The organism is Kitasatospora sp. NPDC087861 (assembly GCF_044742585.1).
In the GTDB taxonomy this organism is placed as follows: domain Bacteria; phylum Actinomycetota; class Actinomycetes; order Streptomycetales; family Streptomycetaceae; genus Kitasatospora.
In genome coordinates this window covers 247366-273167 of record NZ_JBIUUS010000006.1, presented here as the reverse complement: position 1 = coordinate 273167, position 25802 = coordinate 247366, and the positions used below count along the sequence as shown (strand labels likewise).

The following is a 25802-nucleotide window of genomic DNA, read 5'->3' as shown; positions in this document are numbered from 1 at the left end:
CCATCCAGCTAATCCCACTGCGACCGACCGGCTTCCGGACGGCACGCCGCGGGTCGCCGTCTGTCACCCGAAATGCCGACGGGCCCCGCAGGCTGCAACAGCCTGCGGGGCCCGGACATTCCGTCCGTGGACGGGGAGATGACCCAGGGTCAGGATCCGGCCGGGGTCAGTCCTCCTCGGCCAGGGTCAGCTCGACGCCGCCGGTGAAGCCGGCCGCCGCGTTGTAGATGAACGCCGAGAGCGTGGACAGCGCGGTCAGCAGGACGACGTCGACCACGGCGATCAGCGCGGTGAAGGTCATCACCTTGCCGAAGCCCACGTAGTCCATCAGGTTCAGGCCGCCGGTGCTGTCCGAGCCCGTGACGTCCTTGAGGGTCTTGGTCAGCGAGCTGAAGACGCCGAGCGAGTCCAGCGTCATCCACAGCACCGCGGCGGCCACGATGATGATGATCCCGACCGCCAGCGACAGCAGGAAGCTGACCTTCATCACGGACCACGGGTCGACCTTGGTCACCCGCAGCCGGGCCTTGCGGGTCCGGCCGAGGCCCGGGCCGGCGGCCGCGGGCGGGCCGGCCGGCCGGCGCGCCGCACCCGGGACGGGCGTGCCGCCGGGCGGGGTGTTGCCGCTGGTCCGGGTGCCCCGGCCCGGGGTCGGCTGCCCCTTGGCGTACGTGGTCGGCTGCGAGAAGCCGCCGCCCGGCGCCGGTGCACCCGGCGGCGGCGGGGGCGTCTGGCCGCCGTAGGTCGCGCCGCTCTGGCCCCCGCCGCCGACCGGTGGCATCAGCGAGGTGGACGCCGAGTGCTCGGCCGGCGGCTGCGGAACGCCGTACCCACCCCCGCCCTGCGCGCCCGGACGGCCGCCGGAGGGTCCTCCCGCAGCACCCGTGGCTCCACTCACCTGGTCCTCCCGCACTTCCCACCAGGGCGGCGGCACCGCCCTGCTTCGTCACTCGTCATCCAGCGCCCGGCGGGATTGCCCGGAACTGGTCGGCGACCGGTGCCGCCGCGTCCTCTCTCTGGACGCGACGGCACCGGCCCGTGGTTCGGTTCAGATCCCGGCGTCGCCGCCGACCGTCGTCTCCGTACCCTCGGCCGTCTCGGTGGACTCGGTGTCCGTGACCTCGTCGTCCGCCGTCTCCTCGTCCTCGGCTTCCGCGTTGCGGGCCATGCCCACGACCGCATCGCGCTTTCCGAGGTTGATCAGTTGGACGCCCATCGTGTCACGTCCGGTTTCACGAACCTCGGAAACCCTTGTCCGGATCACCCCACCCGACAGGGTGATGGCCATGATCTCGTCACTGTCGTCGACCACGAGCGCGCCGACCAGCGAGCCCCGGCCCTCGACGATCTTCGCCGCCTTGGTGCCGTAGCCGCCCCGCCCCTGGACACGGTACTCGTCCACGGCCGTGCGCTTGGCGTACCCACCATCGGTCGCGGTGAAGACGTACGTCCCCGGGCGGACGACGTTCATCGAGAGCAGTTCGTCGTCCTCGCGGAAGGCCATGCCCTTGACGCCGGAGGTGGCGCGGCCGGTCGGGCGCAGCGCGTCGTCGGTCGCGGTGAAGCGGATCGACTGGGCCTTCTTGGAGACCAGCAGCAGGTCGTCCTCGGCGGAGACCAGCTCGGCGCCGATCAGCTCGTCGTCCCGGCCCTCCTCGTCCTGGCGCAGGTTGATCGCGATCAGGCCGCCGGAACGCGGCGAGTCGTAGTCCTTCAGCGCGGACTTCTTCACCAGGCCGGCCCGGGTGGCGAGGACCAGGTACGGCTTGTCCTCGTAGGTGCGCACGGCCATCACCTGGGTGATGTGCTCCTCCGGCTGGAAGGCCAGCAGGTTGGCCACGTGCTGGCCGCGGGCGTCGCGTCCGGCGTCCGGCAGCTCGTAGCCCTTGGCGCGGTAGACCCGGCCCCGGTTGGTGAAGAACAGGATCCAGTTGTGCGTCGTCGTCACGAAGAAGTGGTCGACGATGTCGTCCTGCTTGAGCTGCGCGCCGCGCACGCCCTTGCCGCCGCGCTTCTGCGAGCGGTAGAGGTCGGAGCGGGTCCGCTTGACGTAGCCGCCACGGGTGATCGTGACGACGATGTCCTCCTCGGCGATGAGGTCCTCGATCGAGAGGTCGCCGTCGGACGGGATGAGGGTGGAACGCCGCTCGTCGCCGTACTTCTCGACGATCGCGGTGAGCTCCTCGGAGATGATCTCCCGCTGGCGGATCGGCGAGGCCAGGATCGCGTTGTACTCGTCGATCTTGCGCTGCAGCTCGTCGTGCTCGTCCATGATCCGCTGGCGCTCCAGGGCGGCCAGGCGGCGCAGCTGCATCTCCAGGATGGCGTTGGCCTGCAGCTCGTCGATGGAGAGCAGTCCCATCAGGCCGGTGCGGGCGGCGTCGGCGCTCGCCGAGGCCCGGATCAGCGCGATGACCTCGTCGATCACGTCCAGGGCGCGCAGCAGCGCGCGCAGGATGTGGGCGCGCTCCTCGGCCTTGCGCAGCCGGAAGGTGGTGCGCCGGACGATGACCTCGACCTGGTGGTTGACCCAGTGCCGGATGAAGGCGTCCAGCGACAGCGTGCGCGGCACGCCGTCGACCAGGGCCAGCATGTTGGCGCCGAAGTTGGTCTGCAGCTCGGTGTGCTTGTAGAGGTTGTTCAGCACGACCTTGGCGACCGCGTCGCGCTTGAGCACGACCACCAGGCGGGTGCCGGTGCGGGACGAGGACTCGTCGCGGACGTCGGCGATGCCGGCGACCTTGCCGTCCTTGACCAGGTCGGCGATCTTCAGCGCGAGGTTGTCCGGGTTGACCTGGTACGGCAGCTCGGTGATCACCAGGCACTGGCGGCCCTGGATCTCCTCGACCTCGACCACGGCACGCATGGTGATCGAGCCGCGGCCGGTGCGGTAGGCCTCGTCGATCCCGCGGTGGCCGACGATCAGCGCGCCGGTCGGGAAGTCGGGGCCCTTGATCCGCTCGATCAGGGCCTCCAGCAACTCCTCGTTGGAGGCCTCCGGGTGCTCCAGCGCCCAGAGCGCGCCGGAGGCGACCTCGCGGAGGTTGTGCGGCGGGATGTTGGTGGCCATGCCGACCGCGATGCCGGTGGCACCGTTGACGAGCAGGTTGGGGATACGCGCGGGCAGAACGGTCGGCTCCTGCGAGCGGCCGTCGTAGTTGGCGGCGAAGTCGACGGTCTCCTCGTCGATGTCGCGCATCATCTCCATGGCCAGCGGCATCATCTTGCACTCGGTGTAGCGCATGGCCGCGGCCGGGTCGTTGCCCGGGGACCCGAAGTTGCCGTTGCCGTCCACCAGCGGCATCCGCAGCGACCACGGCTGGGCCAGGCGGACCACGGTGTCGTAGATCGAGGTGTCGCCGTGCGGGTGGTAGTTGCCCATGACGTCGCCGACGACGCGGGCGCACTTGTAGTAGCCCTTCTCGGGGCGGTACCCGCCGTCGTACATCGCGTAGAGCACGCGTCGGTGCACCGGCTTGAGGCCGTCGCGGACCTCGGGGAGCGCCCGGCTGACGATCACGCTCATCGCGTAGTCGAGGTAGGAGCGCTGCATCTCGGTCTCGAGCTCGACCGGCTCGATCCGCATGGTCGCCTGGGCGGTGGCCTCGGGGGCCTCGGGGGTCTCGGGCTGTTCGCCTTCGGGACGGTTGTCGTCGACCACTGGTGGTCAGTTTCCTTTCACGCGGACTGGTACGTGGTTCGCTGCCGGTCGGGCGGCGTCACACGTCCAGGAAGCGGACGTCCTTGGCGTTGCGCTGGATGAAGGAGCGGCGCGCCTCGACGTCCTCGCCCATCAGCACGGAGAACAGCTCGTCGGCACGGGCGGCGTCCTCCAGGGTGACCTGGAGCAGCAACCGGTGCTCGGCGTCCATGGTGGTGACCCGGAGCTCCTCGGCGTTCATCTCGCCGAGACCCTTGAAGCGCTGGATCGCGTCGTCCTTGGGGAGTCGGCGCCCGGCCTCCACCCCGGCCGCGATCAGCGCGTCGCGCTCGCGGTCGGAGTAGGCGTACTCGAAGTCGTCCTTGCCCCACTTGATCTTGTACAGCGGCGGCATGGCGAGGTAGACGTACCCGGACTCGACCAGCGGCCGCATGAAGCGGAACAGCAGGGTGAGCAGCAGGGTGCGGATGTGCTGACCGTCGACGTCGGCGTCCGCCATCAGGACGATCTTGTGATAGCGGAGCTTGGACTCGTCGTAGTCCTCCTGGATGCCACAGCCGAAGGCCGAGATCAGCGCCTGGACCTCGGTGTTCTGCAGCACCCGGTCGATCCGGGCCTTCTCGACGTTCAGGATCTTGCCGCGGATCGGCAGGATGGCCTGGGTACGCGGGTCCCGGCCCTGCTTGGCCGAGCCGCCGGCGGAGTCACCCTCGACGATGAAGATCTCGCACTCGGACGGGTCCTTGGACTGGCAGTCGGAGAGCTTGCCCGGCAGCGAGGCGGACTCCAGCAGGCCCTTGCGGCGAGTGAGGTCGCGGGCCTTGCGGGCGGCGACGCGCGCGGTGGCGGCCTGGATGGACTTGCGGATGATGTCCGCGGCCTCGTTGGGGTTGCGGTCCAGCCAGTCGTTGAGGTGCTCGTAGACGACCTTCTGGACGAAGGTCTTGGCCTCGGTGTTGCCGAGCTTGTCCTTGGTCTGGCCCTCGAACTGCGGCTCGCCGAGCTTGACCGAGATGATCGCGGTCAGACCCTCGCGAATGTCCTCGCCGGAGAGGTTGTCGTCCTTCTCGCGGAGCAGCTTCTTGTCCCGCGCGTAGCGGTTGACCAGGCCGGTCAGCGCGGCGCGGAAGCCCTCCTCGTGGGTGCCGCCGCCGTGGGTGTGGATGGTGTTGGCGAAGCTGTAGACCCCCTCGGTGTAGGAGGAGTTCCACTGCATCGCGATCTCCACCGAGATCGCCTTGTCCTTGTCCTCCGCCTCGAAGTCGATCACCGAGGGGTGGATCACCTCGCCCTTGCGGGAGTTGAGGTGGGCGACGAAGTCGGCGATGCCGCCGTCGTACTTGTACGTGACGGTGAGCGGCTTGCCCTCCTCGTCCACGTGCTCGGGGCGCTCGTCGGTGAGCGAGATCGACAGGCCCTTGTTGAGGAAGGCCATCTCCTGGAAGCGCCGGGAGAGCGTCTCGAAGGAGTAGACGGTCGTCTCGAAGATGTCGCTGTCGGCCCAGAAGGTGACCGTGGTGCCGGTGCGGTCGGTCGGCTCCCCCTTGGCCAGGGCGGCCACCGGGGCGCCCATCTTGTAGTCCTGGGTCCAGGTGTTGCCGTCCTTGTGGATCTCCACGGAGAGCCTGGTGGACAGCGCGTTCACCACGGAGACGCCGACGCCGTGCAGGCCGCCGGAGACGGCGTAGCCGCCGCCGCCGAACTTGCCGCCGGCGTGCAGGACGGTGAGCACGACCTCGACGGCCGGCTTGTCCTGGCCGGGGACGATGTCCACGGGGATGCCTCGGCCGTTGTCGACGACGCGGATCGCGCCGTCGGCCATGATCGTGACGTCGATGGTGTCGGCGTACCCGGCCATCGCCTCGTCGACGGAGTTGTCCACGACCTCCTGCACCAGGTGGTGCAGACCGCGCTCGCCGGTGGAACCGATGTACATGCCGGGGCGCTTGCGGACGGCGTCGAGGCCTTCCAGCACCTGGATGTTGCTACCGGTGTAGGAAGCCTGGTCGGTCTGGTCTGGGGTCTGGCTGGGGTTGCCGGAATCGGCCACGAAGCGCCCTCTCTGGCACAGCACGGGCCGCAATCCCGCCCCGTGCGGGCGGGCGTGCGACCACGGCGTTTAGACTCGGTTGCCACTAGCAACAGTGTTTGGCTCTCAGTCTACCGGTACGACTGACAGAGATGGGCGTTTGGCAGCCCTTGAAGGCAGATATGCCGCCCTGAATCCCCTCTGCACGTGTCCCGATACTCGCCCCGGGGGCCCAGAGCGCCTGGAAGGGCTGTCAGGGGTTCCGGAAGATCGTGGTCCGCTCGGCGTCGGTCGCCGTGGGGCCGGCCCCGCGGTCAGCCCCAGGTGTCGCCCGGCCCCTTGCTCCCCGGCGCGCGCAGCCGGCCGTAGCCCCGGGCGGGCGCCGCCGGGCCGAGCACCTTGATGGTGCGGACCGTGCCGTGGCCCAGCTCGTGATTCAGACGGGCCACCAACTGCCTTGCCAGCCAGCGCAGTTGGGTGGCCCAGGCAGTGGAGTCGCACTGCACGGTGAGCACCGCGGCGGCGTCGTCGTAGGAGGAGGGGTGGCAGTGCGCGGCGATGTCCGGGCCGACGATCTGGGGCCACCGGCCCATCACCCCGCCGACCGCGGCCGAGGACTCCCAGCCCCGCTCGGTCAGCAGCCGATTCAGCGCCGCCCCCAACGGGACCGGGTCGCGGCCGTCCGACCGGGCGCCGCTGCGCAGTCCGTACCGCTTCGCCTCGCGCTTCTCCCGGACCTGCTCGCCGCGCTGCCGCGCCTGGGCCCGGGCCGCCCGCAGGGCGGAGCGGGCGAGGTCGGCGCCGGTCGGTGCCGGGTCGCCCGGCTGGGGGGAGCGCTCCGCCGGCTCGCTCACGGCGATCTCCTTTCCCCAGCCTGTGGACAACGGTCGCGGGTGCGCGCCGATGAGCCGTCCAGCCTACGGGAGTGCACGGGCGGCGGTTGCGGGTGTGCCGGGGAAGTCAGGCGTCGATCCGACGGACGGCGCCGTCGGCGACCGTGAACCGGGCGCCGGCCAGCGCCTTCGGCACGTCCTCGGCGACCGCCGCGGTGACCAGCACCTGCTCGCCGTCGGCCACCAGTTCGGCCAGCCGGTCCCGGCGGGCCGCGTCCAGCTCGGCGAACACGTCGTCCAGGATCAGCACCGGCTCGCCGCCGTCGGCGCGCAGCAGCTCGTACGAGGCCAGCCGCAGCGCCAGCGCGAACGACCAGGACTCGCCGTGGCTGGCGTAGCCCTTGGCGGGTAGCGGGCCGAGCTTGAGCACCAGCTCGTCGCGGTGCGGGCCGACCAGGGTGATCCCGCGCTCCACCTCCTGCTTGCGGATCGCCTGCAGCGCGTTCAGCAGCTGTTCCTCGGCCTGCTCGCGGCTGGTCGGCAGCCCGCCCTCGAAGGAGCTGCGGTACTCGAGGGCGGTGTCGCCGCCGCCCGGGGCCAGCTGCCCGTACGCGGCCGCCACCAGCGGCTGCAGGGCGGCCACCAGCTGGATCCGGAAGGCCGTCAACTCGGCGCCGGCCCGGGCCAGATGGCCGTCCCAGACCTCCAGGGTGGAGAGGTCGGCGCCCTTGCCGCCACCGGCCCGGCGGGCCATCGCGGCGGTCTTCAGCAGGGCGTTGCGCTGCTTGAGCACCCGCTCGTAGTCCTGCCGGACCCCGGCCAGCCGGGGGGCCCGGGCGGTCAGCAGCTCGTCCAGGAAGCGGCGGCGCTCGCCCGGGTCGCCCTTGACCAGGCTGAGGTCCTCGGGGGCGAACAGGACGGTGCGCAGCAGGCCCAGCACGTCGCGCGGGCGGACGTTGTCGGAGCGGTTGATCCGGGCCCGGTTGGCCTTGCCCGGGGTCAGCTCCAGCTCGACCAGGGTGGAGCGGCCGCGGTCCACCACCGAGGTGCGGATCACCGCGCGCTCGGCGCCCAGCCGGATCAGCGGGGCGTCGGTGGCGACCCGGTGGCTGCCCAGGGTGGCGACGTAGCCGATCGCCTCGACCAGGTTGGTCTTGCCCTGGCCGTTGGGCCCCACGAAGGCCGTCACGCCCGGGTCGAGGGGGACCTCGGCCCGGGCGTACGACCGGAAGTCGGCGAGCGACAGATGCGCGACGTGCATGGCTGTGGACTGCGCTCGCCTTCTGTGGACAAACCCTGGGGGAGTTACTTGGACTCGACCGCGTGGCCGCCGAACTGGTTGCGCAGCGCGGCGATCATCTTCATCTGCGGCGAGTCGTCCTGGCGTGAGGCGAAGCGGGCGAACAGCGAGGCGGTGATCGCCGGCAGCGGCACCGCGTGGTCGATCGCGGCCTCGACGGTCCAACGGCCCTCGCCGGAGTCGGCGGCCCAGCCGCGCAGCTTGGCCAGGTGCTCGTCCTCGTCCAGGGCGCGGACGGCCAGGTCCAGCAGCCAGGAGCGGATGACCGTGCCCTCCTGCCAGCTGCGGAAGACCTCGCGCACGTCGGTGACCTCGGGGGCGGCCTCCAGCAGCTCCCAGCCCTCGGCGAAGGCCTGCATCATCGCGTACTCGATGCCGTTGTGGACCATCTTGGCGAAGTGGCCGGCGCCCACCGCGCCCGCGTGCACCGAGCCGAAGTCGCCCTCGGGCTTGAGCGAGTCGAAGATCGGCTGGACGCGGGCGACGTGCTCGGCGTCGCCGCCGTACATCAGGGCGTAGCCGTTCTCCAGGCCCCAGACACCGCCGGAGACACCGCAGTCGACGAAGCCGATGCCCTTGGCGGCCAGTGCCTCGGCGTGCTTGATGTCGTCGGTCCAGCGGGAGTTGCCGCCGTCGACCACCACGTCGCCGGGGGAGAGCAGCTCGGCGAGCTCGTCGACGGTCGCCTGGGTGGCGGCACCGGCCGGGACCATCACCCAGACCACCCGCGGGCCCTGGAGCTTGGTGACGAGTTCCTGCAGGCTCTCGACGTCGGAGACGTCCGGGTTGCGGTCGTAGCCGATGACGGTGTGGCCGGCGCGGCGGATCCGCTCGCGCATGTTGCCGCCCATCTTGCCGAGACCGATGAGGCCGAGCTCCATGACCAAGTCCTTACCTGTGGTGACGTGCCTGCCGGCGGCGCCGTTGCCGCACTCCCCGAGCCTACGCGCTGAAGCGACAAGGCCTCCCCGCGGTCGGGCCGACCGGGGGAGGCCGTCCACAGGCCGTGTGCACAGCCTGTGGGTCGTCAGCCGGGAGGTCAGCCGGAGAGGCGGACCGGCATGATCAGGTACTGGTAGGCCTCGTCCGCCTCGGCGTCCACCGACGCCTTGCCGCTGAGCAGGGCCGGCTTGGTCGGAGTGGTGAAGCTCAGCTGGGCGTAGGCGGAGTCGATGGCCTTGAGGCCCTCCTCCAGGTAGCCCGGGTTGAAGGCGATCGAGATGGCGTCGCCCTCCAGGGAGGCGTCGATCCGCTCGGTGGCCTGGGCGTCGTCGCCCGAACCGGCCTCCAGGGTCAGCACACCCTCCTCGAAGTTCAGCCGGACCGGGGTGTTGCGCTCGGCGACCAGCGAGACGCGCTTGAGCGCCTCCAGGAAGGGCTGGGTCTGGATCGCCGCGATGGCGTTGAACTCCGTCGGGAAGAGGCTGCGGAACTTCGGGAACTCGCCCTCCAGCAGCCGGGTGGTGGTCCGGCGGCCGGCGCCCTCGAAGCCGATCAGGCCCTCGCCCGCCCCGCCCGAGGAGAGCGCGATCGAGACGTTGTCGCCACTGCCCAGGGACTTCGCGATGTCCTGCAGGGTCTTGGCGGGCACCAGGGCGACGGCGGAGATGTCCGACTGCTCGGGCTTCCACAGCAGCTCGCGGACCGCGAAGCGGTAGCGGTCGGTGGCGGCCAGGGTGATCCGGTCGCCCTCGATCTCGACCCGCACGCCGGTGAGCACCGGCAGGGTGTCGTCACGGCCGGCGGCCACGGCGGCCTGGCTGACCGCGGAGGCGAAGACGTCGCCGGGGACGGTGCCCGTGGCGGTGGGCATCTGGGGCAGGGCCGGGTACTCGTCCACCGGGAGGGTGGGGAGGGTGAACCGGGAGCTGCCGCAGACCACGCTGACCCGCTGGCCGTCGGTGGAGATCTCCACCGGCCTGTTGGGAAGGTTGCGCGAGATGTCGTTCAGCAGCCGGCCGGAGACCAGGACGGTGCCGGCCTCCTCGATGTCCGCCTCCAGCTCGACCCGGGCCGAGACCTCGTAGTCGAAGCCGGACAGCGCCAGGCTGCCGTCCTGTGCCGTCAGCAGCAGGCCGGCCAGCACCGGCACCGGCGGCCGTGCCGGGAGGCTGCGGGCAGCCCAGGCCACCGCCTCCGCGAGGACGTCACGCTCCACCCGGAACTTCACCGGTAACCGCCTCCTGGATCGAGCGCTCCCGCTCGCACTCTGGTTCGTCTGATCTTGATCGTCGGTTCGGCTGTCCACCGAGCACTGCCACTCCGCTTCCAGTCGCAGAGGACAGTCTGACGTACTCCGCCGACAGACGGGGCAGACGGGCGGAAGCAACCCGAACAGATGTCGGGCGGCGGTTGTCCACAGATTCGGGGCCCACCCACTTTCAAGCGAGTCGATGGGTCTAAAGGTGTAGTGGTAGTAGTAGGGCCTGTGGAAACCGTGGATAACCCCGTTTCCGCAGGTCAGACCCACTTTTTTGTCCACAGCGGGTGTGGACGGCGGCTGTGGACGGACAGGCCTCGCTGTGGACAGCGGAGCGTTACCCACAGGGCACGCTGGGTATCCACAGGTTATCCCCAGGGCTATCCCCAGATCCGGGCCCGGTTATCCACGGGCGCCGGTCAACTTTACGTGACGCCTTTCACACCAGGGCATGAACGCTACCCCACGGTTGCCGAACTGTGGACCACTCTGTGGACAACCTGGGGATAACCGCCCCGAGCCTGGGGACAACCGGTGGATAACCCGGATGGCCCCCTGGTGGCCCGTCAATTGTCCACACCCTGTGGATAACCGTTGTGCACAAGTCCACAGGCACCTGACCTGCGCGGAAGAGCGTAGCGGTGACGGGCCTGTGGACGAATTCTGGATAACTTCGGACTCCCCGGCCTGTGGACTGCGGGGAAGGCGCCCGTCCTGTGGACAACTGCCCTGCGCGGCCTCGGCTTTCGAATTGCCGGTCAGATGTTCGGCGCGGGCTGTGGACTGGCGGAACGTCCGTCGAGGGCATCTCTGCCCAGCCGATGCGCGGTACACACCTGTGGATATGCCGAAAGGGCGTCAGGATCGCTCCTGACGCCCTTTCCCGCGGTGCCGGGGCCGGCACCGCGACGGCGGGTGGCCGGCTCTCCCGAGCCGGCGGCCCTAGCTCTTGATGCGGTTGGTCAGCTCGGTGACCTGGTTGTAGATCGAGCGCCGCTCGGCCATCAGCGAGCGGATCTTGCGGTCCGCGTGCATCACCGTGGTGTGGTCGCGGCCGCCGAACTGCGCGCCGATCTTCGGCAGCGAGAGGTCGGTCAGCTCCCGGCAGAGGTACATCGCGATCTGACGTGCCGTCACCAGGACGCGGCTGCGCGAGGATCCGCAGAGGTCGTCCACACCCAGCCCGAAGTACGCGGCGGTCTGCTGCATGATGACCTGCGCGGTGATCTCCGGACCGGCGTCCTCGTCCCCGCCCGGGATCAGGTCCTTGAGGACGATCCCGGCCAACTCCAGGTCCACCGGCGCCCGGTTGAGGTTGGCGAAGGCGGTGACCCGGATCAGGGCGCCCTCCAACTCCCGGATGTTGCGGGTGATCCGGGACGCGATGAACTCCAACACGTCGGCCGGGGCGTTGAGTTGCTCCTGGATCGCCTTCTTGCGCAGGATCGCGATCCGGGTCTCCAGCTCCGGCGGGGTGACGTCGGTGATCAGGCCCCACTCGAAGCGGTTGCGCAGCCGGTCCTCCAGCGTGGTCAGCAGCTTGGGCGGCCGGTCCGAGGAGAGGACGATCTGCTTGTTCGCGTTGTGCAGGGTGTTGAAGGTGTGGAAGAACTCCTCCTGCGTGGACTCCTTGCTCGCGAGGAACTGCACGTCGTCCACGAGCAGGATGTCCATGTCCCGGTAGCGGCGGCGGAAGGTGTCCGCCTTGCCGTCCCGGATCGAGTTGATGAACTCGTTGGTGAACTCCTCCGAGGACACGTAGCGCACCCGGGTGCCCGGGAAGAGACTGCGCGAGTAGTGCCCGATGGCGTGCAGCAGGTGGGTCTTGCCCAGCCCGGACTCGCCGTAGATGAAGAGCGGGTTGTACGCCTTGGCCGGGGCCTCGGCGACCGCCACCGCCGCCGCGTGCGCGAAGCGGTTGCTCGCGCCGATGACGAAGGTGTCGAAGAGGTACTTGGGGTTCAGCCGGGCGGCCGGCTCGTCCTTGCGCGAGCCGCCGGCCGGCGGGGCGCCCGGCGGGGCGGGAACTCCGGGGACGGCGGGGCGCTCGGTCGCGCGCTCCGGCGCGTTCTTGTCCGCGGGGCGGCCGCCGGCCGGGCGGGAGCCGGGGGAGCGGCGGCCGGCGCCGGCGCGGGGCTGCTCGTTCGGGCCGGGGCCGTACGCGCCGCCGAACAGGTCGCCCTGGGTGGTCGCGGGCGGGCCGGGCATCGGGCGCGGCGCCGGTCGGGGCGCGGGCTCGTCGGGCTCGCGGTAGGCGGGCGGTTGCTCCTGGTAGCCGCCGTGTTCCTGGTAGCCACCCTGGTCGGGGTAGCCGCCGCCGTGTTCCTGGTAGCCGCCCTGCTCCTGGTAGCCCGGCCAGGTCGGACCGGCCGCCGGGCCGCCGTACGGCGCGGGGCGCTGCTCGTAGCCGCCGGTGTCGTAGCGGGGCCGCTCGTAGTCCTGCTCGTACGGCTGCTGGTAGCCCTGGCCGCCGTAGCCGCCGGTGTCCTCGTCGGACGGGCCGGGGTACGGCTCGGCCGGGGCCTGGGCGGCGGGTGCGGGGGTGGTCGGGACGGCGTTGGCGTCGACCATCACGGCGATCCGGACCGGACGGCTGAGCTCGCGGCTGAGGGCCTCGGTGAGCTGCGGCAGCAGCCGGCCCTCCAGCACCTGCTTGGCCCGCTCGTTGGGGGTCGCCAGCAGGGCGGTGTCGTGCATCATCCACATCGGCTGGGTGCGCTGCACCCACTGCTTGTCCATCTCCCCGACGTCCGGGTCGCTGACCAGCCGCTCGACGACCCTCGCCCAGACCGGGACGAGGTCGCTGTTGACATCAGCCACTGGTGCACGCTTTCTCGGTTCCCCGCGGCTCCAGCAGGGGGTGGTGGATCAGGAGGCAGTGATCGGTGGGCCCGTCTCCGGCGGACCGACCCCACGAGGAACGACACACGAAGAACAAACCAGACAAGTCCTGCAACGGTAGTCAGCGAACAGGGCCGGATCAAGTCGTTGTCCACAGGCTGTGGGCGAAGCGGGTTTCGGACATCCGTGGGGGGCCGTTCGAAGAGGCTGGTTTGACCCTCGCGCCCCGTCCCGCGTACCGTAACCAGGTCGAGTTGTCGATGGCCGCTGCCGCATGTCCGCGGGTCCACCCGCTCCATAAGGCGCGCAGCACGGGCGCCGTGGATTGCCTGAAACCCCAGCCGAACTGGGGTGATGGGCCGGATTTCCGTATCAGGGGAGATCACGCGGACGCACGGTGACGGCCAAGCGACTCCCCGTCATCCTACGATTCACCTCAGGAGCCCCCGAGTGAGCAAGCGCACCTTCCAGCCGAACAACCGTCGTCGCGCGAAGACCCACGGCTTCCGGCTGCGTATGCGTACCCGCGCCGGCCGCGCCATCCTGGCTGCCCGCCGTGGCAAGGGCCGCACCAGCCTGTCCGCCTGATCCACGACAGAGTCTGTTGTGCTGCCCTCCGAGAATCGGCTGCGGCGGCGCCAGGACTTCGCGACCGCGGTGAAACGCGGTCGTCGGGCCGGCCGGCCCCTTCTGGTCGTCCATCTCAGCAGAGATGGTGACCCCAAGGGGCAGACCGACCGGACCAGCGACTCCCGCCCGCACGTCGCCGAGGGGACTCCTTCGGCGCGTGCGGGTTTCGTCGTGAGCAAGGCCGTCGGCCCGGCGGTCGTTCGCAACCTGGTCAAGCGCCGGTTGCGTCACCTCGTTCGTGATCGTCTGTCCAGGCTGCCCGCCGGTAGCCTGATAGTGGTGCGTGCGCTGCCCCAGGCCGCGTCCGCCTCGTACCAGGACCTCGAACGTGACCTGGACGCGGCGCTGAAGCGGTTGCTGAAGGTGGAGCCCGCCACGACGGCGCCGACGGGAGCAGGTCGATGAAGTACCTGCTGATGGGTCTGATCAGGGTCTACCAGTGGACCATCAGCCCACTGCTCGGTCCGGTCTGCCGTTACTACCCCTCCTGTTCGCACTACGGCTTCGAGGCCGTGAAGGTGCACGGGGCGGTCAAGGGCGGCGGGCTGACCGTGTGGCGCATCCTGCGCTGCAATCCGTGGACGCCCGGCGGGGTCGATCACGTTCCGCCGCGTAAGCATCCGGTGTGGCACCGGCGGTTGCGAGACTGGCTGAGCAGCCGGTCCGCCACCGGACAGCCGGTGACCACGACCCCCGCCGGTCCGGACCCAGAGGGCCCGGCGACCATTGGCCCTGCGGGGCCAATCCACATGTCCAAGGAGCCTGACCGGTGACCTTCTCCTTCCTGAATCCCCTGTACACAGCGGTGTCCTGGATCATCGTCCAGTTCCACTCGCTGTACAGCAACATCTTCGACCCGGACGGTGGCTGGGCCTGGGGTCTGGCCATCGCCTCGATGGTGGTCGTCATCCGGATCTGCCTGATCCCGCTCTTCGTGAAGCAGATCAAGGCGACCCGGGCCATGCAGGCGATCCAGCCGAAGATGAAGGCCATCCAGGAGCGCTACAAGAACGACAAGCAGCGCCAGTCCGAAGAGATGATGAAGCTGTACAAGGAGGCGGGTACCAACCCGTTCTCCAGCTGCCTTCCCATCATCGTGCAGGCGCCGTTCTTCACCGCCCTCTACGGCGTGCTCGCCAAGGTCGCCAAGAGCCAGGAGATCGGCGTCATCCACGGCGACCTGCTGGTGAGCGCCGGCAAGGCGCACATCTTCGGCGCCCCGCTCTCCGCGACCTTCGTCAGCAGCCCCGAGACCAGCGTCAAGATCGTCACCGCGGTGATGATCATCATGATGTCGCTGTCGCAGTTCATCACCCAGCGCCAGCTGATGACCAAGAACGTCGACCTCACGGTGAAGACGCCGTTCATGCAGCAGCAGAAGATGCTGATGTACGTCTTCCCGGTGATGTTCGCCGTGATGGGCATCAACTTCCCCGTCGGTGTCCTGGTCTACTGGCTGACCACCAACGTCTGGTCGATGGGCCAGCAGCTGATCGTCATCCACAACAACCCGACCCCGGGCAGCAAGGCCTTCGCGGATCGGCAGGTCCGCCTGAAGAAGGCCGGCCGGCTGAACCCGGACGGTTCGGAGATCAAGGGCGCGCTGTGGGGCATGCTTCCCCCGTCCAAGGCGGCCCTCAGCGCGGCCTCGTCCGCGGCCGCCGTGGTCGAGGAGTCGGCGCAGGCGCGCCGCCAGCAGCCCCGCAAGCAGAGCAAGGCGCAGCGCCAGCAGAGCGGTACCGGGCAGCAGACCGCCGACCTGACCCAGGACACCCCGGCCTCGACCGAGGAGCCCGCCGAGGAGGCCGTCCAGGCCGACTCCGGTGCCAAGCCGGCGGCCCCCCAGCAGGGCGCGGCCAAGCCGGGCACCACCCGGCAGCAGGGCGCCCGGCAGCAGCCGAAGCGCGGTGGCGGGCAGCGGCCGAAGAAGAAGTCCTGACCGGTCCCGGACCTGTTGTGACAGCGCGCAGAGCTTCGTTCCCGGCCCACCAACTGGGCCCATCTCCGAAGGAGTCCATCAGTGACTGAAGGCACCACCTCCGCCGTCGAGGCCGAGGCCGCCGCCAGCGCCGACGAGAACCTCATCGCCCGGCTGGAGCAGGAGGGCGACATCGCGGCGGACTACCTGGAGGGTCTGCTCGACATCGCCGACCTCGACGGTGACATCGACATGGACGTCGAGGGCGACCGCGCCCTGGTCTCCATCGTCGGTGACGGCAACGACCGCGCGCTGCAGCGCCTGGTCGGCCAGGACGGCGAGGTGCTGGAGGCACTGCAGGAGCTGACCCGGTTGGCTGTCCACCGGGAGACCGGCGAGCGCAGCCGCCTCATGCTGGACATTGCCGGCTTCCGGGCCCGCAAGCGCTCCGAGCTGGCCGCGCTCGGTGCCAAGGCCGCCGAGCAGGCGAAGAGCAGTGGCGAGCAGGTCAAGCTGCGGCCGATGACGCCCTTCGAGCGCAAGGTCGTCCACGACGCGGTCGCGGCCGCCGGTCTGCGCAGCGAGTCCGAGGGTGAAGAGCCCCAGCGATGCGTGGTCGTGCTGCCGGTCTGAGGCCGGCGGTACGACGACCGGTTGCTTCGGCGGCCGGTGGGCTTCACCGGACGCGACCCCGTCCGCCTCGTGCGGGCGGGGTCGTCGTCCCTTCGCGGGGCGTGAGCCCGGCGCGAGATGTTTCACGTGAAACAGTGCGGAGAGCGGGTCGGTGGATCCGGGGATCGGAGAGGTCGAGATGGACACGGAGAACGCGGCCGCTGGTCGGCCGGGGGCGGCCGACGTGAATCCGGCCGCTGCCGGGCAGGCCGCCGAGGCCGCCGAGGTGGCCGACGTGCCCGAGCTGGCCGGTGCTCCGGCCGTCGCCCGGGAGGTCTTCGGCGATCGCTTCGACGCCGCGGTCCGCTACACCGAACTGCTGGCCACCGCGGGCGTGCAGCGCGGGCTGATCGGGCCGCGGGAGGTGCCCCGGCTCTGGGACCGGCACGTCCTCAACTGCGCGGTGCTCGCCGAGCTGCTGCCGGCCGGCTCGACCCTGTGCGACGTCGGGTCCGGCGCCGGTCTGCCGGGCATCCCGGTGGCGCTGGCCCGTCCAGACGTCTCGGTGACGCTGCTGGAGCCGCTGCTGCGTCGGACCACCTTCCTGGAGGAGGTCGTCCGGGAGCTCGGGCTGGAGAACGTCACGGTGCTGCGCGGCCGGGCCGAGGAGATGGTCGGCAAGCTCGCGGTGGACGTGGTGACCGCCCGCGCGGTGGCGCCGCTGGACCGGCTGGCCGGCTGGGGGATGCCGCTGCTCCGGCCGCACGGGCAGATGCTGGCGCTCAAGGGCGACAGCGCCGAGCAGGAGCTGGCCGACTCGCGGGCCGGGCTGACCAAGCTGGGCGCGGTCGAATGGAGCGTGATCTCGGTCGGTGAGGGCACCCTGGAGACCTCGACCCGGGTGGTCCAGGTCAAGGCCGGCGAGAGCCCCGGCGGGGTGAAGGCCGCGACCCGGCGGGCGAAGGCGGCCCGGGCCGGGCGCAACGCGGGCGTCCGGACCGGTGAGCGCACCCGGGGCGGGCGGCGCCGTACCCGCTGAGGCGGGTGGCGCCGGACACGCTCGACGACGGGCGGGTGGTTCCTCCTGAACGGGGGAGCGCCCGCCCGTCGGCGTTCCGGTGGCCGGCCGGGTGACGGCGGGTCGCCGGGAGGACGCCGGGAGGACGCCGGAGTGTCGCAACGTCAGATTTCCGACATAGCGGGCATGGTGTTTCACGTGAAACGTCGCTCCTTGCTCTCGGGAATCCTCGGCCGCAGCCGGGCGGCGACTGTTGCCGCTCCGGTTTCACGTGAAACACTGACCCCCATGCAGGACTCGGAGACCATCGACCAGATCGATGACACGCCCATCGCGCGGGCTGCCCAGGCTGCGGTTCAGGCGATCGGCCGAGCGGGTGAGGGTCTGCCCCGCCCGGCCGCCACCCGGGTGATGGTGGTCGCCAACCAGAAGGGCGGGGTCGGCAAGACCACCACCACCGTCAACCTGGCCGCCTCGCTCGCCATGCACGGACTGCGCGTCCTGGTCGTCGACCTCGACCCGCAGGGCAACGCCTCCACGGCCCTCGGCATCGACCACCACGCCGAGGTGCCGTCCATCTACGACGTCCTGGTCGAGGGCAAGCCGCTCGCCGACGTGGTGCAGCCGGTGGTGGACGTCGAGGGACTGTTCTGCGTCCCCGCGACCATCGACCTGGCCGGCGCCGAGATCGAGCTGGTCTCGCTGGTGGCGCGGGAGAGCCGGCTGCAGCGCGCCATCGCCGCCTACGAGCAGCCGCTCGACTACATCCTGATCGACTGTCCGCCCTCGCTGGGCCTGCTCACGGTCAACGCCCTGGTGGCCGGGCAGGAGGTGCTGATCCCGATCCAGTGCGAGTACTACGCGCTGGAGGGCCTGGGCCAGCTGCTGCGCAACGTCGAGCTGGTGCGCGCGCACCTCAACCCCGCGCTGCACGTCTCGACCATCCTGCTCACCATGTACGACGCCCGGACCAGGCTGGCCGCGCAGGTCGCCGAGGAGGTCCGGACGCACTTCCAGCAGGAGGTGCTGAGCACCGCGATCCCGCGCTCGGTCCGGATCTCGGAGGCGCCCAGCTACGGTCAGACGGTGCTCACCTACGACCCGGGCTCGACCGGGGCGCTCTCCTACCTGGAGGCCGCCCGCGAGCTCGCGCTGCGCGCGGTGGGCATGGGCGTGGGTGGCTCCACACTGGTGGGCCAGCAGCGGGACGGCCAGCAGGGGCACGGAGCCCCGGTGGCACAGCACGGTACGACGGAGGGTCATCAGTGAGTGGTCGCAGGGGTCTGGGACGAGGGCTCGGGGCGCTGATCGGCCCCGCCACGCCGGTGGACGGCGGGGCGGCGGCGCAGCCCGTGGCAGCCCCGCCCGCACCGGCCTCGGCGGTGGCGACCGACGCGGTGCCGCCGGCCTCGGTGCCGGTGCTGCCGGGCGGCCGTGCCACGGTGGCGGCCAGGGCGGCCGCGGGCAGCCTGCGGGAGCAGGCCGACCAGGTGCGGCTCGCGCCGGTGGCCGGTGCCTTCTTCGCCGAGCTGCCGCTGGGCGCGATCGTGGCCAACCCGTGCCAGCCGCGCAAGAACTTCGACGAGGACAAGCTGGACGAGCTGGTCGCCTCCATCAAGGAGGTGGGTCTGCTCCAGCCGGTCGTGGTGCGCCAGGTCGGCGTGGAGAGTTTCGAGCTGATCATGGGGGAGCGCCGCTGGCGGGCCTCCAAGGAGGCCGGGCTGGAGCGGATTCCGGCGATCGTCCGCGCCACCGAGGACGACAAGCTGCTGCTGGACGCCCTCCTGGAGAACCTGCACCGGGCCGAGCTGAACCCGCTGGAGGAGGCCGCCGCCTACGACCAGCTGCTGCGGGACTTCTCCTGCACCCACGACGAGCTGGCGGACCGGATCGGCCGCTCGCGCTCGCACGTCTCCAACACACTGCGGCTGCTGAAGCTCCCGCCGACCGTGCAGAGCCGGGTGGCCGCCGGAACGCTGACGGCCGGCCACGCCCGGGCGCTGCTCGGTGTGGCGGACGCCGAGCGGCAGGAGCAGCTGGCCAGGCGGATCGTCGCGGAGGGCCTCTCGGTGCGGACCACCGAGGAGATCGTCATGGTGATGGGCTCGGAGGAGGAGAAGCCGAAGCGCCAGGCGCCGAAGGCCGGCAAGCTGCTCTCCCCGGCCTTCAACGATCTGGCGAGCCGGCTGTCGGACCGCTTCGACACCCGGGTCAAGGTCGAGGTGTCGCAGCGCGGCGGCCGGCTGGGCAAGGGCAAGGTGGTGCTGGAGTTCGGTTCGGTCGAGGACCTGAACCGGATCCTGGACAGTCTGGCCCCGGGTGAGGACGGTCTGCGGCTGTCGCAGGGCTGAGCCGGGCCGGGGACGGTACCCGATGGGTGCATGTTCCACGTGAGCGCTGTTTCGTGAGCGCTGTTTCACGTGAAACATGCACCCATCGGCGTCTGTGGGGGCATGCTCGACCGTGACGAGGAGGAGGTGCGGGGCATGGGACGCCGGATCGCTCCGCTGACCCTGGACAACCTCGCCGACCTGCCGACGACCTGCCGCTCCTGTGTGTTCTGGGAGCTGGATCCGGTCAGCGGGAGGGCGGCGGTGGAGTCCGGGAAGCCGGAGCTGGAGAAGGAGGGGTGGATCTCCGCGGTGCTGCTGGAGTGGGGCTCCTGCGGTCGGATCGTCTACGTGGACGACCAGCCGGCCGGCTTCGTGCTGTACGCGCCGCCCGCCTACGTGCCCCGGTCGCAGTCCTTCCCGACCAGTCCGGTCTCACCGGACGCCGTGCAGCTGATGGTCAGCCGGGTGCTGCCGGGCTACCAGCGGCAGGGGCTCGGCCGGGTGCTGGTGCAGACCGTGGCCAAGGACCTGCTCGGGCGCGGGGTGCGGGCGATCGAGGCGTTCGGTTCCGCGGGGCCGGAGCCGGTCGGCTGTGTGCTGCCGGCCGACCATCTGCTCGCGGTCGGCTTCAAGACCGTCCGGCCGCATCACCGCTACCCGCGGCTGCGGCTGGAGGCGAGGACCACGCTCTCCTGGCGGGGCGATGTCGAGGTGGCGCTGGAGCGGCTGCTCGGCGGGGGACGCAAGGAGCCTGCGCTGCGGCCGTTCTAGGGTGCGGAACCGACGGCGGCCGTGGAAACCGACGGCGGGCGCGGAAACGACGGCGGCGGGGCTCCCCGGTGTGGAGAGCCCCGCCGCCGTTCGGTCGACGACCTGTCGACCTAGATGAAGCCGTCCAGCTCGCGCAGCAGCGCGGCCTTCGGACGGGCACCGGTGATGGACTTCACCGGCTCGCCGCCCTTGTAGAGGATGAGGGTCGGGATCGAGATGACGCCGTACTGGGCGGCGGTCGCCTGGTTGGCGTCCACGTCCAGCTTGGCGATGGTCAGCTTGTCGCCGTTCTCGGCCGCGATCTCGTCCAGGATCGGGGCGACCTGACGGCACGGGCCGCACCAGGTGGCCCAGAAGTCGACGAGCACGGGCTTGTCGCTGTCCAGGACGTCGGCCTGGAACGTCGCGTCGGTGACGGTGGTGGTGGCGCCGGCCACGGGTACTCCTCGGGTTCGGACGGAGAGGGCTGCTGCCAGGTCAACAACGGGCGGGCCCGTTCTGTTTCGGCCTGGCCGGGGCGGGGGTGTTTCACGTGAAACAGGTGCCACACCCCCGCGGGGGATCGGTCGGTGGCGCGAGGGGCGCGGAGGTCAGACCGCCACGGCGGCGGCCTTGGCCTCCAGGTCGTCCAGCGCGGCGAGGTACCGCTCGGCGTCCAGCGCGGCGGAGCAGCCGGTGCCGGCGGCCGTGATGGCCTGGCGGTAGGTGTGGTCCACGACGTCGCCGGCGCCGAACACGCCCGGGATGTTGGTCCGGGTCGAGGGCGCCTCGACCGTGAGGTAGCCCTCGCCGTCGAGGTCCAGCTGGCCCTTGAACAGCTCGGTGCGCGGGTCGTGGCCGATCGCGATGAAGAGGCCGGTGACGTCCAGCTCGCGGGTCTCACCGGTGGTGGTGTCGCGCAGGGTGACGCCGCTCAGCTTCGGGTCGCCGTGGATGGCCTCGACCGCGCTGTCCCACTCGAAGCGGATCTTCGGGTCGGCGAAGGCGCGCTCCTGCATCGCCTTGGAGGCGCGCAGGCTGTCCCGGCGGTGGATGATCGTGACGCTGCGGGCGAAGCGGGAGAGGAAGGTCGCCTCCTCCAGCGCGGTGTCGCCGCCGCCGACCACCGCGATGTCCTGGTCGCGGAAGAAGAAGCCGTCGCAGGTGGCGCACCAGGAGACACCGCGACCGGACAGCTTGTCCTCGTTCGGCAGGCCCAGCTTGCGGTGCTGGGAGCCGGTGGTGACGATCACGGCACGCGCCTTGTGCACGTTGCCCTCGGAGTCGGTGACGGTCTTGACGTCACCGGTGAGGTCGACCGCGACGATGTCGTCCGGGATCAGCTCGGCGCCGAAGCGCTCGGCCTGGGCCCGCATGTTGTCCATCAGCTCGGGGCCCATGATGCCGTCCCGGAAGCCCGGGAAGTTCTCGACCTCGGTGGTGTTCATCAGGGCGCCACCGGCGGTGACGGCCCCCTCGAAGACCAGCGGCTTCAGGGAGGCCCGAGCCGTGTAGAGCGCGGCCGTGTAGCCGGCCGGGCCGGAACCGATGATGATCACGTTACGGACGTCGCTCACTGCATCTCCTGGTTCGCATCGCGACCCGCGCTAGGTGCGGGGAGGGCGGTCCTGCTCCGCCGCCCGGGACAACGACTGACCAGTGTCTCGCATTCCCAGGCGGATCAGTACCAACTGCCCGCACTGCGGGAGCGGCGTGGCGCCCTGGTCGTCGATCGCATGGGAACCGGGGCCGGTCGGACGGGATCGGGCGGTCAACGGGTGGGGACGGTGCGGTGCAGCACGACCGGCCCGCAGTCGGGGGAGCGCAGGTAGACGTCCGCGAACCCGGGTCGGCCGGGCGCCGGGTAGACCAGCACCTCGACCGGGGCGCCCGCGTAGCTGCCGTGGTCGGTGGCCAGCGGGGTGCCCTCGGCGGGGGCCTGGCAGGCCGGCGGGGAGGCCTGGGTGGTGAGCTCCTGGCGTCCCTCGGCGGGCGGCGCGGCGGAGGGCTTGGCGGGCCCGGTCGGGCGCAGCCCGGGGGCGGTCCCCGCGTGGGCCAGCAGCTGCTGGACCTGGTCGGCCAGCTGGTCGTCGTCCCGGAAGACGGGGCCGGCGCCCGCGGCCTGGTCGGCGCGGGCGCTGTGCGCGGCACCGGTCCCGGTGGGCGCGCCGGCGGCCGCGGCCGGATGCCGGTCGCCCTGGTCGGCCGGGCGCACCAGCAGGGCCCCGCCGAGGGCGATCGCGGCCAGGGCGGTGGCCGCGCCGAGCAGCAGGGCGACGCGCCGCCGCCGGGGGCGCGGGCGGCCCGGGCCGGTGGGTGCGGTGGGCCGGGCCGGGGGCGCGGAGGGCGCCCTGACGGCCCGCGAGGGCGGGGCCGGGGTGATGGCCCGGGAGCCCGCGGCGGGGGTGTTCCGGGTGGCCTGCACCGCCTCAGGGGCGGTGGCGGCCGCGGCGAGGGCGGCGTCCAACCGGGCGGCGACGTCGGCGGGCATCGGCGGGGTCTCGACGGCGCCGAGCAGCGCCTGGACCTCGCCGAGCGCGTCGGTGGTCTCGCGGCACTCGGCGCAGCCGTCCAGGTGCCGCCGCAGCGCGTCGGCGGCGTCGGCGGACTCGATCAGCCCCTCGGCGAGGTCGGCGAGCTCGTCGACGGAGGGGTGGGCCCCTGCGGGGCCGGGGGTGCCGGGGGAGGAGAGGTGGGCCGTCATCGCGTGCTCGCGTCTCCTTCCAGAACCGTCCGACCGGTGTTCGGGCCTGTCCCTGTGACGGTACGGGTGTCCGTAGGGTTCCCCGGTGCGCTCCGCCGTGAGGGCCGGGCCGGGCCGGGGCCGTCCGGTGTTTCACGTGAAACATCCGCCCCGCCGCCGTTCTCGCGCAGGTGGCGGACCAGCGGGAGCAGTCGGGCCCGGCCCCGGGCGCAGCGGCTCTTCACGGTGCCCACCGGGACGCCCAGCAGCTCGGCCGCCTCGGCGACCGGGTAGCCCTGCATGTCGACCAGGACCAGCGCGGCCCGCTGTTCGGCGGGCAGTTCGGCGAGCGCCGCGGTCAGCTCGCGCCGGACCTCGGCCCGGACCACCGGGGAGTCGGCCGGCTCGGCGGCGCCGACCAGCGTGTCCAGGCGCCGCGGGTCCTCGTCGAGCGGGGTGGTGCGGCGGGTGGCGCTGCGCCGGGCGCGGTCCAGACAGGCGTTGACCACGATCCGGTGCAGCCAGGTGGTGACCGCCGAGCGGCCCTGGAAGCCGGGGGCGGCGCGGAAGGCGGAGACCAGGGCGTCCTGGAGGGCGTCGGCGGCCTCCTCGCGGTCACCGAGGGTGCGCAGGGCGACCGCCCAGAGCCGGTCGCGGTGGCGGTTCACCAGGAAGCCGAAGGCGTCCGGGTCGCCGGCGACGTGCCGGGCGAGCAACACCGCGTCGTCGTCCGCCGTCGTCACCCTTGCCCCCCCTCTCCGCCGTCCGGTGTGTGCGGGCCTCCGCTCAGCCGGAGACCTTGACCTCGGCGACGTGGCCACGGAACCTGCCGTCGGAATCCTTCGACAGGCTGGTCAGCCAGATCATGACGTAACGCGTGGTGACCGGGCTGTCGAGGGTGAAGTCGGCCGCGGTGCCGCTCTTCTTGCCGAGCAGGGTGTACTCGCCGATCGGGGCGCCCTTCGGGTCGGCCGCGGCCGCGGCGTTGGGCACCCGGAGCTCCGCCGTGTGGTTTCCGACGAACTGGACGTTCACGGAGCTGACGGCCTGCGGCGAGCCGAGGTCGATCAGCAGACCGGTACCCGACTTGAGGGCGGGCGGCTTGGGGCCGAGCTGGTCGTTGTACCACTGGGTGGTCCAGTTGGTGTTCGGGTCGCCGTCGACGGCCTTCCCGATGCTGTCGTTGCCGTCGGGGCCGTCGCCCAGCGGGTTGTACGACAGCGCCTCCTTGATCGGGATCGGCACCGGGGTGTGCGTGGTGGGGTGGGGGGTCACCGAGGCGCTGCTCGCCGAGGGCAGCGGGGACGCGACGGCGCCCTGGTTGTTGCGCAGGGTGTCGACGAACTGCCAGGAGGCGATGCCGATCGCGCCCAGGGCGACCGTCCAGGCGGTCGCCTTGACCACCCGGCGCAGCCGCCGCCGGGTGCGCCGGGTCGAGGTCGGACGGGACGAGGCCGGCAGCGGGGCGACGGCCGGGTCGGCCACCCGGTTGGGGATGGGCGCGGTGGGCAGGGCGTGGGTGTTGTGCCGGGGCGGGGTCGGGAAGACGGGCAGCTCGGGCTCGGGCTGGCGGATGCGGGGCATCAGCGAGATGGCCCGGGCCAGCTCCTCCGGAGTGGTGATCGGCTCGGCGTGATGCGGCGGGTGGTCGAACAGGGCCCGCGCGGCGAGCTCCGACAGGCCCTTGTGGACGCCGGCGCGGACCTGGTCCGGCGCGGCGTTCTGGAGGTCCTTCGGCAGGCCCTGGAGGTCGTAGCGGTCCTCGGGGTAGGGCCAGCGGTGGGTGAGCGCGGCGAACAGCAGTGCGCCGATCGCTCGGGTGTCGGCGCGCTGGGCGTCCTCGACACCTTCGTCGGCGGGCAGCCCGCGCAGCGCGGCGTCCACCGCGATGCCGTTGATCCGGTACTGGCCGCTGTCGGTGCGCAGTACGCAGCGCGGGGTGAGCCGCAGGTGGGCCTGGCTGCGCCGGTGGGCGGCGGCGACGGCGTCGGTGACCTGGCGGACCATCTGGTACGCCGCGTGCGGCTCCATCGGGCCGTCGGCGAGCAGCTTGGCGAGGTCGGAGGCGTGCGGCAGCCACTCCCGCACGACGTAGACCAGCTCGCCCTCCTGGACGGCGTCCAGAACCTGGACGAAGCGCGGGTCGCCGAGCAGGGCGGCGGACTTGGCGGCGGCCAGCACCTTGCGGGCCCGCTGGTGGCCGGAGGCCATCAGGTGGACGCCGACGGCCCGGCGCAGCTTCTCGTCGACCGCGCGCCAGCTGCTGAAGGTCTCGGTCTGGGAGATGCACTCCTCCAGCCGGTACCGGTTGCCGATCTTGTCGCCGCTGTGCCGCAGCGGGGCGGGGAGGGTGCGCGGGAGGGTGGCGGTGTCGCGCGGGTCGACGGTGGGCTGCGGGTCGGTGGGGCGGCGCTTGGCGGCCGGCGCAGGCTCCGGGGCGGCGGGCTTGCGCCGGGCGGTGCCCGCGGCCAGCTCAGCGGCGATCTCGTGGACCGAGAGCGGAGCGGTGATCTCCGAGGTCTCCTCGCCGCCGGAGGCGCCCTTTCCGGCCTCCGTGACGGCCTCCGCGTCCTTGTCGGCCGCCGTTTCCGCGGCCGCATCGGGATCCGCATCGGGATCCGCATCGGGATCCGCAGCGCCGTCCGCGTCGGCGGTCACCGGGGTGTCCGGGGCGGAGCCCTGCTCGGGGTCCGTGGAGGCGTCCGTGGAGGCGTCCGGAGAGGGCGCGCCGGCGTCGCCCGCAGGGGCGGTCTTCCCGCCCGCGAGCTCGTCGATCGCCGCGGCCAGTGCGGCCTCGTCCGCCGCCGCGTCAGCTGCTGACGTGTCGACGACCGCCTTGGTGCCATCAGCCACCGTGGTCCTGCCTCCCCTTGTGTCGCCCCGGCCTGAGAGAGTCGCTGGAGCCCGCGGGTTGGCGGTCCCGTGCTCCAGGACAATTGTGCCCACTCTTCTCCACCGAGTACGACCGCTGAAGGGCCTGCTCGGTTGCATGAC

The 25802-nt window shown here is 71.6% G+C and carries 22 protein-coding genes; 9 read left to right on the top strand and 13 right to left on the bottom strand.

Features of this window, described 5'->3' with window-relative positions:
* Positions 1-166 precede the first annotated feature (166 nt).
* From ACIOJE_RS12150 to dnaA, 8 genes are all read right to left on the bottom strand, one after another.
* Positions 167-898, bottom strand: a complete 732-nt coding sequence (locus ACIOJE_RS12150; protein ID WP_280673904.1) for a DUF3566 domain-containing protein — start codon at positions 896-898, stop codon at positions 167-169.
* Positions 899-1048: 150 nt separating this feature from the next.
* Positions 1049-3586: a DNA gyrase subunit A gene (gyrA, locus tag ACIOJE_RS12145; protein WP_400775513.1), complete on the bottom strand. Its 2538-nt coding sequence runs from the start codon at positions 3584-3586 to the stop codon at positions 1049-1051.
* Positions 3587-3719: 133 nt separating this feature from the next.
* On the bottom strand, positions 3720-5735 hold the full coding sequence (gene gyrB / locus ACIOJE_RS12140) for a DNA topoisomerase (ATP-hydrolyzing) subunit B (RefSeq protein WP_400664906.1): 2016 nt from the start codon (positions 5733-5735) through the stop codon (positions 3720-3722).
* A 269-nt stretch (positions 5736-6004) separates the two neighbouring features.
* Positions 6005-6544, bottom strand: coding sequence for a DUF721 domain-containing protein (locus ACIOJE_RS12135; protein ID WP_280673901.1), 540 nt, complete (start codon positions 6542-6544; stop codon positions 6005-6007).
* Positions 6545-6650: 106 nt separating this feature from the next.
* A complete protein-coding gene (recF, locus tag ACIOJE_RS12130; protein WP_400775456.1) occupies positions 6651-7784 on the bottom strand; it encodes a DNA replication/repair protein RecF in 1134 nt (377 codons plus the stop codon).
* Between the two features lie 44 nt (positions 7785-7828).
* On the bottom strand, positions 7829-8704 hold the full coding sequence (gene gnd, locus ACIOJE_RS12125; protein ID WP_280673899.1) for a phosphogluconate dehydrogenase (NAD(+)-dependent, decarboxylating): 876 nt from the start codon (positions 8702-8704) through the stop codon (positions 7829-7831).
* A gap of 158 nt (positions 8705-8862) precedes the next feature.
* On the bottom strand, positions 8863-9993 hold the full coding sequence (gene dnaN / locus ACIOJE_RS12120; protein WP_280673898.1) for a DNA polymerase III subunit beta: 1131 nt from the start codon (positions 9991-9993) through the stop codon (positions 8863-8865).
* Positions 9994-10965: 972 nt separating this feature from the next.
* Positions 10966-12843: a chromosomal replication initiator protein DnaA gene (gene dnaA, locus ACIOJE_RS12115; protein WP_400775454.1), complete on the bottom strand. Its 1878-nt coding sequence runs from the start codon at positions 12841-12843 to the stop codon at positions 10966-10968.
* Positions 12844-13314: 471 nt separating this feature from the next.
* On the opposite strand from dnaA, the gene rpmH reads away from it, so the two are divergent.
* From rpmH to ACIOJE_RS12070, 9 genes are all read left to right on the top strand, one after another.
* Positions 13315-13452 carry a 50S ribosomal protein L34 gene (rpmH, locus tag ACIOJE_RS12110; RefSeq protein WP_030392420.1) on the top strand — a complete coding sequence of 46 codons (138 nt, stop codon included), beginning with the start codon at positions 13315-13317 and terminating at the stop codon, positions 13450-13452.
* Between the two features lie 18 nt (positions 13453-13470).
* A complete protein-coding gene (rnpA, locus tag ACIOJE_RS12105; protein ID WP_280673896.1) occupies positions 13471-13899 on the top strand; it encodes a ribonuclease P protein component in 429 nt (142 codons plus the stop codon).
* A complete protein-coding gene (yidD, locus tag ACIOJE_RS12100; RefSeq protein WP_280673895.1) occupies positions 13896-14267 on the top strand; it encodes a membrane protein insertion efficiency factor YidD in 372 nt (123 codons plus the stop codon). The genes rnpA and yidD overlap by 4 nt, the downstream gene beginning before the upstream one ends.
* Complete coding sequence (gene yidC, locus ACIOJE_RS12095; protein WP_280673894.1) at positions 14264-15433, top strand: membrane protein insertase YidC; 1170 nt, start codon at positions 14264-14266, stop codon at positions 15431-15433. The genes yidD and yidC overlap by 4 nt, the downstream gene beginning before the upstream one ends.
* A gap of 81 nt (positions 15434-15514) precedes the next feature.
* The gene (locus tag ACIOJE_RS12090; protein ID WP_280673893.1) at positions 15515-16045 is read left to right on the top strand and encodes a R3H domain-containing nucleic acid-binding protein; all 531 of its coding nucleotides are present in this window, start codon (positions 15515-15517) and stop codon (positions 16043-16045) included.
* A 178-nt stretch (positions 16046-16223) separates the two neighbouring features.
* Entirely contained in the window at positions 16224-17063 is an 840-nt protein-coding gene (gene rsmG / locus ACIOJE_RS12085) for a 16S rRNA (guanine(527)-N(7))-methyltransferase RsmG (protein WP_280673892.1), read from the top strand.
* 165 nt (positions 17064-17228) lie between these two features.
* A complete protein-coding gene (locus tag ACIOJE_RS12080; RefSeq protein ID WP_400775451.1) occupies positions 17229-18311 on the top strand; it encodes a ParA family protein in 1083 nt (360 codons plus the stop codon).
* Positions 18308-19393: a ParB/RepB/Spo0J family partition protein gene (locus ACIOJE_RS12075; RefSeq protein ID WP_400775448.1), complete on the top strand. Its 1086-nt coding sequence runs from the start codon at positions 18308-18310 to the stop codon at positions 19391-19393. Before ACIOJE_RS12080 ends, ACIOJE_RS12075 begins: the two co-directional genes overlap by 4 nt.
* 135 nt (positions 19394-19528) lie before the next feature.
* Entirely contained in the window at positions 19529-20146 is a 618-nt protein-coding gene (locus ACIOJE_RS12070; protein WP_280674105.1) for a GNAT family N-acetyltransferase, read from the top strand.
* 110 nt (positions 20147-20256) lie between these two features.
* Here the strand turns inward: ACIOJE_RS12070 and trxA are convergent, their stop codons facing one another.
* The 5 genes from trxA to ACIOJE_RS12045 form a co-directional block, all read right to left on the bottom strand.
* Positions 20257-20583, bottom strand: coding sequence for a thioredoxin (gene trxA, locus ACIOJE_RS12065; protein WP_280673889.1), 327 nt, complete (start codon positions 20581-20583; stop codon positions 20257-20259).
* Positions 20584-20736: 153 nt separating this feature from the next.
* Positions 20737-21702, bottom strand: coding sequence for a thioredoxin-disulfide reductase (gene trxB, locus ACIOJE_RS12060; RefSeq protein WP_280673888.1), 966 nt, complete (start codon positions 21700-21702; stop codon positions 20737-20739).
* 194 nt (positions 21703-21896) lie between these two features.
* Positions 21897-22829 (bottom strand): hypothetical protein, encoded by a 933-nt coding sequence (locus tag ACIOJE_RS12055; RefSeq protein WP_400775445.1) that lies wholly within the window; start codon positions 22827-22829, stop codon positions 21897-21899.
* Positions 22826-23551, bottom strand: a complete 726-nt coding sequence (sigM, locus tag ACIOJE_RS12050; RefSeq protein ID WP_280673886.1) for an RNA polymerase sigma factor SigM — start codon at positions 23549-23551, stop codon at positions 22826-22828. Before sigM ends, ACIOJE_RS12055 begins: the two co-directional genes overlap by 4 nt.
* Before the next feature lie 43 nt (positions 23552-23594).
* A complete protein-coding gene (locus tag ACIOJE_RS12045; protein ID WP_400775442.1) occupies positions 23595-25661 on the bottom strand; it encodes a protein kinase family protein in 2067 nt (688 codons plus the stop codon).
* Positions 25662-25802: the final 141 nt, after the last annotated feature.

What these genes read in the sequence shown, in the direction of transcription:
- gyrA (WP_400775513.1), bottom strand. Translation starts at nt 3,586, where the DNA reads ATGCGGATCGAGCCGGTCGAGCTCGAGACCGAGATGCAGCGCTCCTAC.
- recF (WP_400775456.1), bottom strand. Translation starts at nt 7,784, where the DNA reads ATGCACGTCGCGCATCTGTCGCTCGCCGACTTCCGGTCGTACGCCCGG.
- gnd (WP_280673899.1), bottom strand. Translation starts at nt 8,704, where the DNA reads ATGGAGCTCGGCCTCATCGGTCTCGGCAAGATGGGCGGCAACATGCGC.
- yidD (WP_280673895.1), top strand. Translation starts at nt 13,896, where the DNA reads ATGAAGTACCTGCTGATGGGTCTGATCAGGGTCTACCAGTGGACCATC.
- rsmG (WP_280673892.1), top strand. Translation starts at nt 16,224, where the DNA reads ATGGACACGGAGAACGCGGCCGCTGGTCGGCCGGGGGCGGCCGACGTG.
- ACIOJE_RS12080 (WP_400775451.1), top strand. Translation starts at nt 17,229, where the DNA reads ATGGTGTTTCACGTGAAACGTCGCTCCTTGCTCTCGGGAATCCTCGGC.
- ACIOJE_RS12070 (WP_280674105.1), top strand. Translation starts at nt 19,529, where the DNA reads ATGGGACGCCGGATCGCTCCGCTGACCCTGGACAACCTCGCCGACCTG.
- ACIOJE_RS12055 (WP_400775445.1), bottom strand. Translation starts at nt 22,829, where the DNA reads ATGACGGCCCACCTCTCCTCCCCCGGCACCCCCGGCCCCGCAGGGGCC.